This window comes from Streptomyces physcomitrii, assembly GCF_012273655.1.
GTDB classification, from domain to species: domain Bacteria; phylum Actinomycetota; class Actinomycetes; order Streptomycetales; family Streptomycetaceae; genus Streptomyces; species Streptomyces physcomitrii.
In genome coordinates this window covers 25,547-41,052 of sequence record NZ_JAAWWP010000028.1, presented here as the reverse complement: position 1 = coordinate 41,052, position 15,506 = coordinate 25,547, and the positions used below count along the sequence as shown (strand labels likewise).

Below are 15,506 nucleotides of genomic sequence, written 5' to 3'. Positions count from 1 at the left end.
GAGAAGGCTCCTCAAGTTTGACTAATAGGGCTGGCGGCGGTTGATGGTACAGCACCCGGACGGGTTGCCGGGCCGCCGTGAACGTGCCCTCGGAGCCGGGGCGGGAAAGCCACATCACGGGACAAACCGCAACCCGGGGGGTGGGCCCAACCCCCCTCCCGCCCAGGGGAGTTCCCCCCTGTCGTCCGGGTGCTGCCGCCATGGTGGCGCCGAGCTGCGGTTTCTACCGTGAGGGAGGTCCATCCGAACCCCGCAGAGCGGAGCATCCGCCATGTCCCCAGCCCTGGCCGCGCCCACGGAACCCCCGGGCGACGGCATCCCGCGCGCCGGCGGCAGCGAGTTCACCCCGCTCCTCAAGGCGGTCAAGGAGGCCGGGCTCCTCGACCGGCGCACCCGCTGGTACGCGGCGGCCGTCTGCGGCAACGCGCTCGCGCTGGCCGCGGTGGTCGGCGCGATGGTGCTCGCCGGGGACCACTGGTGGACCCTGCTGCTCGCGCCGCCGCTGGCCCTGTTCGGCGCGCGCACCGCCTTCCTCGGCCATGACGCGGGCCACGCCCAGATCACCGGCAGCCGCGCCCGGAGCCGGCTGATCGGCCTGGTGCACGGAAACCTGCTCCTCGGCATGAGCTACGCCTGGTGGAACGAGAAGCACAACCGCCACCACGCCCACCCCAACCACATCGACAAGGACCCCGACGTCCTCGCCGACGTGCTGGTCTTCACCCGCCACCAGGCCGCGGTCCGCACCGGGCTGCGGCGCCTTCTCACCCGCCACCAGGCCTGGCTGTTCTTCCCGCTCACCCTCCTCGAAGGCTTCGCCCTCAAGGTGCACGGCGTACGGGACCTGCGACGGCAGCCGCCGCGCGAGCGGGCCGTGGAAGGCACCCTGCTCCTGGTGCACGCCGCGGCCTACACGAGCCTGCTGCTCACCACCCTGTCGCCGCTGCGGGCACTGGTCTTCCTCCTCCTGCACCAGGCGCTCTTCGGCCTCCACCTGGGCCTCGCCTTCGCCCCCAACCACAAGGGCATGCCGATGCCCGACCCCGACGGCGCACCCTGGGGCCATCTGCGCAAGCAGGTCCTCACCTCCCGCAACATCCGCGGCGGCCCGGTGACCGACTTCCTGCTGGGCGGACTCAACTACCAGATCGAGCACCACCTCTTCCCGAGCATGCCGCGGCCGAACCTGCGCCGCGCCCAGCCGCTCGTCCGGGAGCACTGCCGGGCCCTGGACATCCCGTACGCGCAGACCGGGCTCGTCGACTCCTACCGGCAGGCGCTCGGGCATCTCCACGAGGTCGGCGAACCGCTGCGCGCCGCCCCCGGGGGCCGGTGACCTCAGTTCGCCCTCTCCTCCCCGGCCGTCCGCCCGGGCTCCTCGCGGCCGAGGAAGTGGAAGCCGGGCCGGGGGTGCATCAGGAAGTCGTGGTGCGAGATGTTCCAGGCGTAGGCGCCCGCGAGCGCGAAGACCACCCGGTCGCCCGCGCGCAGCCCGGCTGCCGGGACCCCGCGGGCCAGGACGTCCTTGGGCGTGCACAGCTGACCGGCGAGGGTGACCCGCGCGCCGCGCGCCGCGGGGCGGGGCCAGGGGTGCGGCCAGGGCGCCGGGGAGGGCAGCACCGTGCAGGGCTGGTCGTGGCCCTTGGTCGCCGGGGTCCGCAGATGGTGGGTGCCGCCGCGCAGCACCGCGAACTCCTCGCCGTGGCTGTGCTTCACATCGAGGACCTCGCTCGCGTACCAGCCGCAGTACGCGGTGAGGGCCCGCCCCGGCTCGATGCGCAGCCGGAGCCCCTCGTACGCGGCCGACAGCCGGGCCAGCCCCGCGCCGTAGGCGGCCCAGTCGAAGCGCTCGCCGGGGCGCGCGTAGTCCACGGCCATCCCGCCGCCCGCATTGACCTCGGCCACCGGGAGGCGGTGGCGGCGGCCGAGGGCGAGTGACCACTCCACCACCCGCCGGGCGAGGGCGAGTTGGGCCTCGGCGCCGAGTCCGCTGGCCAGATGGGCGTGCACGCCGCGGAACTCCAGGTGCGGGCAGCCGCCGTCGGTGAGCAGAGCCAGGGCGTGGTCCGCCTGAGCCGGGTCCATGCCGAAGGGGGTGGGGCCGCCGCCCATGGCGAGCGCGTTCCCGGCGAGGGCCTCGCCCTCCACCCTCAGGTTGACCCGGATCAGCACCCCCAGGCGCGTGCCCGGCACCACGGTGGTCGCGAGGCTCTCCAGCAGGTGGAGTTCGTGGACGCTCTCCACGTGGAAGCGCCGTACACCGCTCCGCAGGGCGCCCGCGATCTCGGCGGGCGTCTTGCCCGGGCCGCCGAAGGCCAGCACCGCCCCGGGCACGGCCCCCGCGACATGCGCCGACTCGCCGCCCGAGGAGACCTCGAAGCCGTCCACGTACGGGCCGAGCGCACGGAGGATCTCCACCTCCGGGTTGGCCTTCGCGGCGTAGTACAGCTCCACCCCTGGGGGCAGCGCCGCCCTGATGCCCCCCAGGTGGGCCCGGAGCGCCGCCAAGTCGTAGAGGTAGGCGGGCAGTTCCTCGCCGGACAGGGCGAGCACGCGGGCCCGGACCTCGGGCGTGGGCGGGGTCATCGGGGGCTCCAGCCGGTGGGGTGGTCGTCGGGGTGCGCCGGGTCCGCGAGCAGGTTCCGGGCCAGTGGTGAGGGCAGCCGGACATAGGCCGCCTCCCGGTCGGCCTTGCGGGCCCAGCGGGTCAGCAGATTGGCCTTGGCGGGCAGCGGCACCCCGTCGAGGAGACCGGCCAGCCGCGGCGGGTGGCCGTGCGCCGCCGCGCAGGAGCGCAGGGTGGTGCGCACCCGGGCCCAGAGCGCGGCCTCCACCTGCGGGTGGAGATCAGCGAGCACCGCCAGCATCTCGGCCACATGGTTGACGAGCAGGCAGTACACGACCCGGTCCCAGCCGCGCTCGGCGTCGTACGTCATCGGGGCCGCGACCTCGGCGGGCAGCGCCGCGAGGGTGGCCGCGTGGTGCGAGGGCAGCAGCTTGGTGCCCTCCAGATCGCGGAAGAGGACCTGGGCCGGGCGGTGGTCCGCGTCCACGCAGAGCAGGACGTTCTGCAGATGGGGTTCGAGGACGATGCCGTGGTCGAAGAAGGCGGCGAGCACCGGCGGGATCAGCAGGTCCAGATAGGCCGCCCACCAGTCGAGCGCCTCCCGCGGACCCGCCCCGTCCAGGAGCCGCGGCAGCTGGGCCGCGCTGGAGGGGTACTCGTCGGCGACCGCGGCGGCGAGCAGCGCCGTCGTCCCCGGCAGCTGCCGTGCCGCCAGGCCCTCCCGCACGATCAGCCCGAAGCCCTCCAGGAGGTCCAGGTCGGGGCGTCCGTCCGCGCCCGGCAGCGCCAGACTCCGGTAGCCGGGCTCGCGGAGCACCGCGCTGCCGGGGAAGCGCCCCGCCAGCTCGTCGAAGGCGGGCCCGAGCAGCCTGCTCAGGGTCACCGCCCCGGTCAGCTCGTACGCGGAGTTCTTGCGCAGGCAGTTGGTGATGCGCACATTGAGGCTGAACTTGAGGAAGGTCTCGCCGTCGTAGAGGGTGCGCACCGAGGCGGTCGGGGCGAACCGGGCGCCGCCCGGGCCGAGTTCGCGTACGTCCCCGCGGGCGAGCGCGGACCGCAGCGCCGGGTTCTCCCGCAGCAGCGCGTACTGCCAGGGGTGCGTGGGCAGCAGCCGGTAGCCCTCCGGCAGCGGTCCGGACAGGGCGTCCAGGGCGGCGGTGGCACCGGGCCGTACGGACTCCTCGGCGAGCAGTTCCGCGCGCACCGCGAGCAGCAGCAGCGGGAAGGCGGCCCGTGCCTCCGGCGCGAACGTGCGCCAGTCCGCGCTGCTGCCGGAACGGGCCTTGGGCGTGGGGTGGAAGCGGTGGCCCAGCGGCAGCGCCTGCTCGGAATCCAGGTAGGCGGGGCGGCCCGCACCGGCGGCCGGTCCCGCCGCCCGCAGCGCGGCGAGGGCGGCGGAGACGGTGCGGTGGCTGGAGTCGAGCTGGTCGAGGAACTCGTCGTTGTCCACCCCGGTGCGCAGCGTCAGCTCGGTGTGCACGTACTCGGCGATCCCGCGCCAGCCGATCTCCCGCCAGCTCGCGCCGGTCCGCACGGTCACCGGGCCGGTGAAGCGGTGCGCGCCCAGCAGCGAGGTGCGGCGCAGGCCCACCGCGAGCACCACCCCGCAGTGCGGCAGCCGCAGCAGCAGCCGGTCCCCGGACACCGCGGACTGGTGCTCGGGCCCCGAGACCTCCCGCAGCAGGCAGTTGAGGAGGTTGTAGGAGACCGCCTCCTCCGGAGTGGGCAGGGCCGTGGGGGAGGCGGACACGGTGGTGGCCGGCGGATGGGCGAGCGGCGGATCGGTCAGCGAGGGCATCCAGGGCTCCTGCGGGTGCGGGCGGGCGGTCCGGGACAGAGCGGTCGCGGGCGCCGGGGCGCGGCGGCGACCGGGAAGCGGGCACTCCCACCGGGACCGGTGTGCGGACCGGGGCGGACCTCGTCTCGCCCGGTCCCGGGAAGGCGGGGCATCGAGCCGGGGCGGGCCCTCGGGAAGAGGCCCGCGGCCGTGCCCCGCGGTGCCGGGCCGAGGTGCGGCCAGGTCACCGCAACGCCCCGGTCGGCGAGAGGTAGTTGGGCCCGGTCGTGTAGTGCTTGTTGATGTCCGCGGCGCCCGAGCGCTCCTTGGAGAGCAGGGTCCCCGCGCTCACCATGGCCTTGACCGGCAGGTGCGGTGCGTCGAGGACGTACTCGCGAAGGAGCGCGCCGGACTGCCCCTGGCCGGTGCCGAGTTGAGAAGCGGCTTCCTCAAGCCGGGTGCGCACCAGGCCCAGCAGCTCCGGCAGGGGTGCCCGGCCGAGGCGGGCGAGGGCGAAGGCGTAGGCGCCCGCGCACAGGTGCAGGGTGATGGTGGTGAAGACGTCGAGCACCGGCTTGTCGTGCTCGGCGCAGATCCGGGGATCCGCGAAGTCGCTTGCGCGGGGCGCCTGTCGGCCGAGCCGGGCGCGCAGCCTGGTGAGGTTGATCCGCGGTCCGTCGTCGTCCTTGAAGAGCAGCCGCAGCCGGGTGCCGCCGGACTCCTCGTCGAGGACCAGGGAGATGTTCTGCTGGTGCGACTCCAGGGCGATCCCGTAGCCGAGGAGCATCGACTGGTAGCCGAGGAGCAGGCGCCACAAGTCGTCGAAGAGCGCGAGGAGTTCACCGCCGTAGAAGCGGTCCGCGAGATGTTCGGCCACCAGAGCGCCGCCTGGGGCCGGGCCGAGGAGCGCCGCCAGCGGGACCACCACACTCCGGTCGAGTCCCGGGGGCTGGCGCCGGCAGAGCACCGCGAGGAGTTCGTGCCCGGCGTGCGCGTAGACCCGCTCGTCGGCGTGCAGGATCGCCGGGGCGTAACGGGGCTCCCGCGCCAGCACCTCTGCGAGCAGCCGCTGGACCGTGGCGCCGTCGGCGAGGGTGCCCGGCTTGATGGTCCGCCGGTTCCGGCGCCCCAGGGTGGCGGTGGCGAGCGGCAGTTTGAGGTGGAGCGCCGGGTCCCGCAGGCTCGCCACGGTGCGCAGGGAGAGCGTCGGCGCCACCTCCAGGTGTGCCCGTTCGGCGAGGACCGCGGCGTCGGCGAGGCCCCGCTCGCGCAGCGCGCCCGCCAGGGGCGCACCCCAGGTCAACGGGTGGACCGGCAGCATCAGATGACTGCCCTCCAGCCGGGGCAGCCCGAGCCGCGCGGGTGTGGGCCAGGACTCCGGAAGCCGCTCTGCGGTGCCGGGCACGGTGACCGCCTCCCGGGGCAGCGCCAGCCAGCGCAGCGCGAACCTCGGCTGGAACTCCGGTGCGTAGGACCGCAGTTCGTCCTCACCGAGGCCGGAGCGGGCACGGGAGGCCGGATGCACGGGGTGGTCGAGCCGGGCCGCGAGCGATTCGAAGCCCAGGCCCCCGCGGAGCCCCGACCACCGTGCGGGCGCCGGACCATGACGCTCCGTCAGCGCCTGCTCGGCCCACTCGGCCGTCCGCGCGTGCAGCCGCATCGCCGCCAGAGCCTCGCGGCACTCCTCGGCGAAGTGCCCGAAGCCCTCCCGGTCGGCGGGGTCGGCGAGTGCCCCGAGTGCGGCCAGGACGTCCGCCACCGTGGTGAGTTGCCTCCCGGCCGGCTCGTGCACCAGCCGGGGAAGCCGGGCCGCGTACGGGTGCTGGAAGCCCTCCGCCTCGACGGCCAGGGCGAGTGCGGAGCCGTCCGGGAGCGGCCGGCGCAGCCAGCCGCCGTCGGCGCGCTCCTCGTACCGGCTGCGGCCGCGCATCCCCACCACGTCCTCGCGCAGCAGCGCGGAGAGCACCCGCAGCAGCAACTCCCTTTCCTGGGCGTCCGGTTCGGCTGCCTCACGGGGGTACGGAGCGGCCGGGGCCGGTACGCCCGGTGCGGCCTGCGGTGCCGCGCCGGGCCGCCCGCTCACGGGGTGATCTCCCAGCTCCGGTTCGCGAAGAACTCCGCCGCGACCCGGGAGAGGGCCTCGCTGTCGGTGCCCGTGGCGCGCAGGATGCCGAGGTAGTCGCGGTTGGTGCCGTAGTGCTCGTGCCGCTCGCCCAGCGGGCGCAGCGGGCGGTAGGCGAGACGGACACCGTCGACCGTGCGGTCCAGCGCGGCGGGCGCGGCGGTGAGCGTCCCGGCCCGGTCCGCGAGCGCGTACTGCACCCGCCCCACGCCGCCCTCGCGGGCGCCCAGATCGCGGGGGAGCGGCTCCCCGAAATGGGTCCGCAGCACCAGCTCGAACAGCGGCAGGCCGAGGAGATCGGCGAGCAGCAGATCGCAGTGGTCCCCGGCGATACGGTAGTTGACCTCGACCAGCCGCACCCGCCCCGACTGCAGGATGAATTCGGTGTGGCAGGCCCCCAAGCCGACGCCGAGCGCGCCGAGTTGGGCACGCACCTGGGTGAGCACCGGCGCGGAGTGGGCGGCCGTGAAGTCCAGCCGCTCCTCGATGAACCGGGGCGGCGGCGAGACCGTCGTGTGGAAGCCGCCGAGGAGGTGCAGGTGTGCGCCGTCGCCGAGGGTCTCCGCGGTGTACAGCTCGCCTTCCAGGTACTCCTCGGCGAGGAGCGCCGCCCCGGGCCTGCGCTCCCGGATCTGCCGCGCGAGCGCCACCAGTTCCCGCGGCCCCTCGGCGAGGAACACCTCCTCGCTGGCCACGCCCTCCCGCGGTTTCACGACACAGGGGTACGGGAGGTCGGCCGACGCGAGCACCGACGGGTCGTCCAGAGCATCCAGCTCCACCGCGCGCACGGTATCCACTCCCGCCGCCGCCAGGCAACGGCGCATCTCCGCCTTGTTCTTGCACCGCAGCGCCGCCTGCCAGTCCTTGCCCGGCAGCCCGAAGTAGGCCGCGGCGAGGGCCGCTTGGGTCTGGAGGTGGTCGCTGTTGGTGAAGATCGCGTCCGCGGGGCGGTGCGCGGCGATCCGGGTCACCACGGCCCGGAAGTCCCGCACCTCGCAGGCGAGGATCTCGCACCCGACCGCGCCGGCCGCGTGCGCCTCGGGCTGGTCGGTCAGCAGCACCACCTCGACGCCGAGCCGGGCCGCGGCGGGCAGAAAGCCCTCGGTGGCCGAATCCGTCGGGTTGAGAGCGAGCAGGTACATCCGCATCGACGAGGTCCTTCTGTACGGGGTCCCCGGCGCGGGACGGGCGGCGCGGGGCGGGAGGGCGTCCGGGAGTTCCGGTGCGGCACGCCCCGCACCCGGCTCGCCGGACGGCGGCGGGGGCCGGTCCGAAGTCCGCCGGGCGCACCCGGAGTTCAGGGCGACGGGGCGGACGTGGCGCCGGCGGGGCGGGCGGACCCGGCCCGCGGTGGAGCGTGGGGGCGGGGCCGGTGGCACATCGCAGCGGGACACGGTTGCGCCTGGGTGCGCGGGAGTGTCCGGGCGGCCGCCAGTGCGCCGGGGGCGGCGATGGCGGTTCGTTTGCGGATGGGCACGGGGGGTCACATTAGGTTAGGTATGCCTAATGAGCAAGTCGACCCGCTGGTCAGAGCGGGTCCGAGCCATTCTTCAATTCCCTTGGCGGGGGCGGGGTTTGGGGCTTGTGGAAGTGCCGTCGGGCGTGGTCCCGGGTGGTACGGGCGGGCGTGGGCCCGGGCGGTGCGGTGGCGGAGCCCGGGGCTCCGGTCGGTCCCGGCGTGGGGTCCGGGGCAGGGGGCGTACTCCGTCGGCTGGCGCGCCGGGCCCGGTCGGCCGGACCATGGGGGTGGTGCCCCGGGACGCCCCGGGGGAGATCAGGGTCGTCTCAGGGGCGCCCGGCGGAACCGTCGGAGCCCGGGCGTCGTTTCCCTGACAGAGGGGCGGCACCCGCCGCCGAGGAGGCGAGGCGTATGTCGAACAGAGCGAAGGTCGCCGCGGGCGGTGTCGCGGTGGGCCTGCTTCTGCTGATCTGGCTGCCCTGGTGGGCTGCCCTGCTGATCATCGTCGGGGTTCCGGCCGTCGCCTATCTGGCGCTCGACCCCTCGCAGCGGCGCCGCCTGCGCAGGGTGAGCCGCAAGGAACTACGACGCTGACCGTACTGCCGCATGCGGTGCGGAGTGTGAGCATGTCCGCCAGCCCTGGGGCGACTGATGCGGCCCAGGGCTGCCGCCGTGAACGAGGGCTGGTGCGCCCCTGCTCAGGCGGGGCGCACGGCCATCCGGTCGAGGGCGTCGAGGAGTGCGGGCAGGGCGCTGCCGCGGCCGACGGGCAGGACCTCGCCGGGCTCCTCGTCGAGCAGGACGAAGGCGATGTCGTCGGTGCGGGCCACCATGGACCAGCCCGGTCCGTCCACCCGCAGCGTACGGGCGTTCTCGTGCGCGAAGGCCGAGCGGACCCGCCCCACCGGGGGCTGCCGGTCGAGGTATTCGTGGGCCTCCGCGAGGACGCGCTTGACTCCGGGGTGGGACCCGGTGTCCGCGGACGGCGCCGGGGGTTCTTCTGCCGGGGAGGTCCCCTCGGCGGGTTCTCCGCCCGCAGCCGCGGCGGCACCGGCGTCGCCCCCGTCGTCCGTGGCGCTCCGGCCGGTCGCCCCGGAGCCACCCCCTGAGCCGGTTCCGGAATCAGTCCCAGAACCGGCCCCGGAGTCGTCCCCGCCTTGAGCGCCTTGCGTGCCCTCCGGGCCGGTACCTGCCGCACCCTCCGAGGCCTCGGTGCTCCCCGGGGTCTCCGCGCCCTCCGCCCCCGGCAAGGCGAAGTCGGCGTCGTCGATCTGTGCCCGCCAGGCCGCCCACTGCAGGGCGATCTCGTCGGCGCCCAGGCGGCGTTGGGCGGGGCCCCAGCTCTCCGCGTCGGGCGGGGAGAGCGGGCGCTGGTCCTGGAACTCCGGGTCGGGCGCGGGGTCGTGCGGGGCGGGTACCCCGGGTGTGGCGACCGCCAAGGCGAGCGGCCAGCCCGGGAGCGCCGCCACCACGGCGCGCTCGTCGGGGGAGAGATCGTACTCCATTCCGCAGTCCCAGGAGGCGATCGCCACGGCCACCAGCGAGACGTCGTCCACCACGACCGTCCAGCGGGCGCCCTCGCCGTCCTGGCCGAGGACGAGTCCGTAGCCCTCCGGCGCGGGCTCCATCCCGAGCGCCGCGCAGGCCTCCGGATAGTCGTCGCCGAGCACGCTCGGGAACTGCGCGGGCGTCAGCAGCACCGCCGTGAGCACATACAGCGCGTCGTCCTCGGCGCCGGTCACCTCGTCCGTCGCGGCCATGCCCGGCCCTCCCCTTGCGGTATCCGTCGGCGCACCCTAACCACTGCCGGTGGAGCGCGTCGAGGCCGGTGAGCAGGAAACTCCCGTGCCGAAGGGGCCCGGTCGCGCCGCAAACCGGCGCAAGTACGGCCTTGTTCTGCGCCCGGAGCGGAGGTTCCGGTTCCGTGAACGGTCGGCCCCCCGCCGTGCGGAGGCGGCTCACGGTGCCGTGCGGAGCCGTCCCAAGGTCTCCCGCAGCCAGGCGAGTTCGGCCTTGCTGCCGGCGCGGGCGATGGTGAGCATGCCCCGGCGGAAGGGGTCGCCGAGCTCCTCGGCGGTCAGCGGCACCTCGCCCGCGTAGAAGAAGCTCGTCGGCTCCTGGAGGAAGGTGAGCCTGCGCTCCAGGACGGCGGCCTGTGCGGCGGCGTCCGGCAGATGGCGCAGGAAGGCGAGGACGGTGAACCAGCGGTTCTCGTCGGTGATGTCGGGCCCCTGCGCCCCGCCCAGCCTGCGCAGCAGCTCGCCGCGCCCCTCCTCGGTGAGGCGCAGCGTGTGCCGGGGCGCGGCGACGGCACCCGGCTCGGTCTCGCGGGAGAGGAGCCCCGCCTTCTCCAGGCGCTTGATCGCGGGGTAGAGGGTGCTCTCCGCCACGGGGCGTACGTGTCCGGTCAGTGCGGTGAGGCGTTTGCGCAGCTCGTACCCGTGTAGCGGGGTGTCGAAGAGGAACCCGAGGATGGCCAGCTCCAGCATGTCGCCCAGTCTGCACCACCGTCGCCGGGCCGCCCGGGCCGCCGTATGCCTCGACTGCGTAATACCTCGTGTGCGTAGTATTGTTCGCCGACCGGCCGCCCGCCACCGAAGTGGGGCATTCTGCAGTGGTGGCCGCGGTCGTCTTCTGTGTTCGCGGCGCTGTTCTGTGGCGCTGTTCTGGAGTGGTGTTCTTCAGGGGGGAGCGGTCATGCGGCAGACGCGGTTCGACGGCAAGGGGAGCCGGATCCGGTGGACCGAGTCGGTGGGCGCGGGCCCGGCGCGGGTGTTCGTGCACGGACTCGGCTCCGCCTCGGCGGTCCAGCACGCGCATCTCGGCGCCGATCCGCGGCTCGCCGGGCGGCGGACCCTGTACGTGGACCTGCCCGGGCACGGCATCAGCGACCGGCCCGCGGACTTCGGCTACACGCTCGCGGAACACGCGGACGCGCTGGCCGCGGTGCTCGACTTCGCCGCGACGGGGCCGGTGCAACTGGTCGCGCACAGCATGGGCGGCGCCGTCGCCCTCGTACTGGCCCGGCGGCGGCCCGAACTGGTGGGCGGCCTGGTCCTCACCGAGGCGAACCTCGACCCCGATCCGCCCGCCGAGGCGGGCAGCAGCCGGATCGCCGCGTACACGGAGGCCGACTTCCTCGCCTTCGGCTTCCCGGAGGTGCTCGACCGGGTCGGCGCGGGCTGGGCGGCGACCATGCGGCTCACCGACCCGCTCGCCCTGCACCGCAGCGCGGTCTCCCTGGTGCGGGGCTCGCGGCCGGTGATGCGTGAGATCCTGCGGACGCTGCCGCAGGACCGGGTCTATGTGCAGGGCGGTCGCAGCGGCCCGCTCGACGGCGCCGAGGAGCTTGTCCGGCACGGCGTCCGCGTCGTCACCGTGCCGGGGGCCGGGCACAACGTCATGTTCGACCGGCCGGAGGCCTTCGCGGAGGTGCTGGCCGCCAACTGAGCGGTGCCCTGCGGGACTTCGGGTCGAGCGAGGCTGCCGTACGCGGGTGCCCGTGCCGCTCGATGGCGGCGCACCGTTGCTCAGCCGCTCAGCCGCTCAGCCGCTCAGCTGCTCAGCCGTCCGCCCGCTGTGGCGTCAGGCAGGGGCTCAGGCGCGAGTCTCCGGACGCCTGGTGGCGAGGACGAGGTAGCGCTTCTCCTCGTCCGTATAGGAGTCGAGGCGCCAGCCCGCGGCGTCGAGCAGGGGGGCGAGGCGGGGGCGGGCGCGCAGGTCGTCCTCGGTCAGCTGTCTGCCGTGCCGGGCGGCGAGGGCCGCGCGGCCCAGCGGGTGGAAGAGGGCGAGCCGTCCGCCCGGGCGTACCACGCGGGCCAGTTCGGCGAGAGCGCGCGCGGCGTCGGTGAGGTGGCTCAGCAGCCCGGCCGCGAACACCGCGTCGAGCGCGCCGGAGGCCAGCGGCAGCACCTCCGCGTCGGCGAGGAGCAGCCGCGCGGCGCGGTTCCGGCCCTTCCCGGCGGCCTGGTGCAGCATCGCCGCGGTGAGGTCCGCGCCGAGGACCGTGCCCGTCGGCCCCACCGCGGCGCGCAGCGGAGGCAGGGCGCGTCCGGTGCCGCAGCCCGCGTCGAGCACCCGGTCGCCGGGACGCAGGCCCAGCTCGCCGACGGCCGCCGCGAAAGCCGGGTCGTCGTCAGGGAAACGGTTCTCCCAGCGGGCGGCGCGTTCGCTGAAGAACCGCTGGATCTCGGCGCGGGCGGCGGCCGTGCCCGGGTGCTCGCTCATCCCGCCATGCTGCCCCATCCGCCGGACCGGTTCACGACTCCCCGGTGCGGGACAGCGGACCCGGGCCTCAACTCATCGGCAGCCGGGGCCGCTTGCGGACGCTCTTCTTCTGCTCGGCGGCCTCCTCGGCCTTCACGACGGCGGCGTACTCGTCGACGTACTCCTGGTCGGACAGGCGCAGGATGGCGTACATGATCTCGTCCGTCACGGCGCGCAGGATGACCCGCTCGTCCTCCATGCCCGCGTAGCGGGAGAAGTCCAGCGGCTCGCCGAAGCGGATGGCGATCCGGCGCAGGCTGGGCAGGCGCTGCCCGGGCGGCTGGGCCTCGAAGGTGCCGATCATCGCGCAGGGGACGACCGGGACCCCGGCCTTGAGGGCCATCGCCGCGACGCCGACCTTGCCCTTGTAGAGGCGACCGTCGTGCGAGCGGGTGCCCTCCGGGTAGATGCCGAGCAACTCGCCCTTGCCGAGCACCCCGAGGCCCTCGCGCAGCGCCGCCTGGCCCGCCTTCTTGCCGGAGCGGTCGACCGGGATCTGCCCCACGCTGTGGAAGAAGGCGGCGGTCAGCCGGCCCTTGATCCCGGGGCCCGTGAAGTACTCGGCCTTGGCGAGGAAGGTGATCCGGCGCTTGAGGATGGCGGGCATCACGAAGTGGTCCGAGAAGGACAGGTGGTTGCCCGCGACGATGGCCGCGCCTTCCTCGGGTACGTGCTCGAGTCCCTCGATCCGGGGCCGGAAGGCCAGCCGCAGAAATGGTCCCAGAAGGACGTATTTGAGCACGTAATAGAACATGTGGGGGCTCCTCCTGGGGGCCGGGGCCTCGTACTGACAGCGTCACCCCAGCTCAGGGGGATGGCGGAGGGGGACAGTGTAGGCCGCGATGATCGAGGGCGGAACGGCCGGGACGGGGTGAGTTACCCGTAGTACGGCCGCGTGCGTCCGGAGCACGGTCCGGCGCACGCGGCGAGGGCGGGATCAGGTGGTCTGTGAGGCGACCATCCCGACCGTGATCAGGCCCAGCATCACCCAGCCGAACCAGAGCCAGCCGTTGCTGCCGAGTGCCACTGTGTAAGCCGTCACCAGGACGAGCGTCCCCACGGTGACAACCCCCATGGCCTTCGTAGAACCGGGCATCGCGACACCCTTCTCACGGTGACCGCGCTCCCCGGCGCGATCACAGCCTCCCTCCATCCTCCCCGCCCCCGCCGCTCTTGGCCAGAGCCCGGAGCTGGGGGCCGGCGGCGGACGCTCAGCCCTCGCGGGCGTGCAGGGAGGCCAGATAGGCGTTGTACGCGGCCAGCTCCTGGTCGCCGTCCCGGTCCGCGGCACGGTCCTTGCGGCGGGCCTGGCGCTGTTCGGAGCGGTACCACTGGTACAGCAAAGCGAGCAGGACCAGTACAGAGGGCACCTCGCTGAAGGCCCAGGCGATGCCGCCGGCCGCGGTCTGGTCGGCGAGCGCCTCGATGCCGAGCGAGTCCGGGGGGTTCTCGTAGGTGCCGATCATCGGGCTGCTCGCCATCATCAGCGCGATACCGAAGAAGGCGTGGAAGGGCATCCCCGCGAAGAGCTCCAGCATCCGCATCAGATAGCCGGGGCGGTGCGGCCCGGGGTCGATGCCCATGATCGGCCAGAAGAAGACCAGGCCCACCGCGAGGAAGTGCAGCATCATCGCCAGATGCCCGGTGCGCGACTCCATCAGGAAGTCGAAAAGCGGCGTGAAATAGAGCCCGTACAGGCTCGCGATGAAGAGCGGGATGGTGAAGGCCGGGTGCGTGAGCACGCGCAGCAGGCGGCTCTGCAGGAACATCAGGAGGATCTCGCGCGGCCCCTTGCGCCCGCGCCCGGCCACCGGCAGCGCCCGCAGCAGCAGCGTGACCGGGGCGCCGAGGAGCAGCAGGATCGGCGAGAGCATGCTGATCACCATGTGCTGCACCATGTGCACGCTGAACATGACCATGCCGTAGTCGTTCAGCTTGGTGCACATCATCAGGAGCACGCTCAGGGTGCCCAGGGTGAAGGCGATCAGGCGGCTCACCGGCCAGTCGTCGCCCCGCCGCCGCAGCCGCAGCACGCCCCAGCCGTAGAACACGAGGGCCAGCACGCAGCCGGCCAGGAAGACCGGGTCCGTCGACCAGGCGAGGCCCCGGCCCAGCGTGAACGGCGGCAGATCGGTCATCGTGCCGTGCCCGCTGTGATCCATCCGCCGGCTCCTGATTCGTGCTGATTGCGCGTGCTTGGTCCCGCACCAGGGTAGAACCGGCGCCCGCCGCCTCCGCGGGCGGGGGCGGCGCGCGCGGCGGGTGGCCTCAGAGCACCACGCCGGCCTCGTCGTAGCGCGCGTCGGGCACCGTCTTGAGCGTCTCGACCGCCGCCGCCAGCGGGGTCCGTACGATCTCGGTGCCGCGCAGCGCCGTCATCATCCCGAACTCGCCCGCGTGCACCGCCTCCACCGCGTGCCAGCCGAAGCGGGTGGCGAGCACCCTGTCGTACGCGGTCGGGGTGCCGCCGCGCTGGACGTGCCCGAGGATCACCGGGCGGGCCTCCTTGCCGAGGCGGTCCTCGAGTTCGAGGGAGAGCTGGCGCGCGATGCCCGCGAAGCGCTCGTGGCCGTAGATGTCCTTGGCGCCCTCGTCGAAGTCCATCGTCCCGGCGCGGGGCTTGGCGCCCTCCGCGGCCACCACGATCGCGAACTTCTTCCCGGCCGAGAAGCGTTCGCCGACCCGCGCCGCCAACTCCTCGATGTCGAAGGGGCGTTCCGGTACGACGATGGCGTGCGCCCCGGCGGCCATGCCGGAGTGCAGGGCGATCCAGCCGGTGTGCCGGCCCATCACCTCGACGATCAGGACACGCTGGTGCGACTCGGCGGTCGTCTTCAGCCGGTCCAGGGCCTCGGTCGCCACGCCCACCGCGGTGTCGAAGCCGAAGGTCACATCGGTGGCGGCGATGTCGTTGTCGATGGTCTTGGGCACGCCGACGATGGGCAGCCCGCTGTCGGAGAGCAGCCGCGCCGCCTTGAGGGTGCCCTCGCCGCCGATCGGGATGATCGCGTCGAGGCCGAGGTCGGCGACATGGCCGCGGGCCCGCTCCACGCCGTCCCGGAGCTGCGCGGGCTGCACCCGCGAGGAGCCGAGCACGGTGCCGCCGCGGGCCAGGATGCCGGAGACGGCGTCCAGGTCCAGCTTCCGGTAGTCGCACTCGAGCAGGCCGCGCCAGCCGTCGTGGAAACCGATGACATCGTCGCCGTGGTCGACCACGGCGCGGTGCACGACGGAGCGGATCACGGCGTTCAGACCGGGGCAGTCGCCGCCGGAGGTGAGGACACCCATGCGCATAGCCCGGAAAACCTTTTCAACG

Annotated in this window: 13 protein-coding genes; 3 read left to right on the top strand and 10 right to left on the bottom strand. The window is 74.0% G+C overall.

Translation table 11 applies throughout. The features are described 5' to 3' along the window. Positions 1 to 271: 271 nt before the first annotated feature. Complete coding sequence (locus HFV08_RS28930; protein WP_168543473.1) at positions 272 to 1,336, top strand: acyl-CoA desaturase; 1,065 nt, start codon at positions 272 to 274, stop codon at positions 1,334 to 1,336. Between the two features lie 2 nt (positions 1,337 to 1,338). On the opposite strand, the gene HFV08_RS28925 is transcribed toward HFV08_RS28930, so the two are convergent. The 4 genes from HFV08_RS28925 to HFV08_RS28910 all read right to left on the bottom strand — a co-directional run bounded on the left by HFV08_RS28925 (position 1,339) and on the right by HFV08_RS28910 (position 7,613). After that, positions 1,339 to 2,586, bottom strand: coding sequence for a type III PLP-dependent enzyme (locus tag HFV08_RS28925; protein ID WP_168543471.1), 1,248 nt, complete (start codon positions 2,584 to 2,586; stop codon positions 1,339 to 1,341). Continuing rightward, positions 2,583 to 4,364: an IucA/IucC family protein gene (locus HFV08_RS28920; protein WP_168543469.1), complete on the bottom strand. Its 1,782-nt coding sequence runs from the start codon at positions 4,362 to 4,364 to the stop codon at positions 2,583 to 2,585. The genes HFV08_RS28925 and HFV08_RS28920 overlap by 4 nt, the downstream gene beginning before the upstream one ends. 223 nt (positions 4,365 to 4,587) lie before the next feature. Continuing rightward, the gene (locus HFV08_RS28915; protein WP_376770749.1) at positions 4,588 to 6,426 is read right to left on the bottom strand and encodes an IucA/IucC family protein; all 1,839 of its coding nucleotides are present in this window, start codon (positions 6,424 to 6,426) and stop codon (positions 4,588 to 4,590) included. Beyond that, entirely contained in the window at positions 6,423 to 7,613 is a 1,191-nt protein-coding gene (locus HFV08_RS28910) for an ATP-grasp domain-containing protein (protein WP_168543467.1), read from the bottom strand. The genes HFV08_RS28915 and HFV08_RS28910 overlap by 4 nt, the downstream gene beginning before the upstream one ends. 722 nt (positions 7,614 to 8,335) lie before the next feature. Here HFV08_RS28910 and HFV08_RS28905 point away from each other — a divergent pair. Then, positions 8,336 to 8,518, top strand: a complete 183-nt coding sequence (locus HFV08_RS28905; protein WP_168543465.1) for a tail-anchor membrane protein — start codon at positions 8,336 to 8,338, stop codon at positions 8,516 to 8,518. 104 nt (positions 8,519 to 8,622) lie between these two features. Here the strand turns inward: HFV08_RS28905 and HFV08_RS28900 are convergent, their stop codons facing one another. Both HFV08_RS28900 and HFV08_RS28895 read right to left on the bottom strand, forming a co-directional pair. Continuing rightward, entirely contained in the window at positions 8,623 to 9,684 is a 1,062-nt protein-coding gene (locus HFV08_RS28900; RefSeq protein ID WP_168543463.1) for a hypothetical protein, read from the bottom strand. 198 nt (positions 9,685 to 9,882) lie between these two features. Next, positions 9,883 to 10,413 carry a PadR family transcriptional regulator gene (locus HFV08_RS28895; RefSeq protein ID WP_168543461.1) on the bottom strand — a complete coding sequence of 177 codons (531 nt, stop codon included), beginning with the start codon at positions 10,411 to 10,413 and terminating at the stop codon, positions 9,883 to 9,885. Between the two features lie 208 nt (positions 10,414 to 10,621). Here HFV08_RS28895 and HFV08_RS28890 point away from each other — a divergent pair, with 208 nt between their 5' ends. Continuing rightward, positions 10,622 to 11,374 carry an alpha/beta fold hydrolase gene (locus HFV08_RS28890; RefSeq protein WP_168543459.1) on the top strand — a complete coding sequence of 251 codons (753 nt, stop codon included), beginning with the start codon at positions 10,622 to 10,624 and terminating at the stop codon, positions 11,372 to 11,374. A gap of 147 nt (positions 11,375 to 11,521) precedes the next feature. Here HFV08_RS28890 and HFV08_RS28885 read toward each other — a convergent pair whose 3' ends face one another. The 4 genes from HFV08_RS28885 to HFV08_RS28870 form a co-directional block, all read right to left on the bottom strand. Beyond that, positions 11,522 to 12,151 carry a class I SAM-dependent methyltransferase gene (locus HFV08_RS28885; RefSeq protein ID WP_168543457.1) on the bottom strand — a complete coding sequence of 210 codons (630 nt, stop codon included), beginning with the start codon at positions 12,149 to 12,151 and terminating at the stop codon, positions 11,522 to 11,524. 67 nt (positions 12,152 to 12,218) lie between these two features. Continuing rightward, positions 12,219 to 12,944 (bottom strand): lysophospholipid acyltransferase family protein, encoded by a 726-nt coding sequence (locus HFV08_RS28880; RefSeq protein ID WP_168543455.1) that lies wholly within the window; start codon positions 12,942 to 12,944, stop codon positions 12,219 to 12,221. 457 nt (positions 12,945 to 13,401) lie between these two features. Beyond that, a complete protein-coding gene (locus HFV08_RS28875) occupies positions 13,402 to 14,352 on the bottom strand; it encodes a cytochrome c oxidase assembly protein (RefSeq protein WP_168543453.1) in 951 nt (316 codons plus the stop codon). A gap of 106 nt (positions 14,353 to 14,458) precedes the next feature. Next, complete coding sequence (locus tag HFV08_RS28870) at positions 14,459 to 15,484, bottom strand: 6-phosphofructokinase (protein ID WP_168543451.1); 1,026 nt, start codon at positions 15,482 to 15,484, stop codon at positions 14,459 to 14,461. Positions 15,485 to 15,506: the final 22 nt, after the last annotated feature.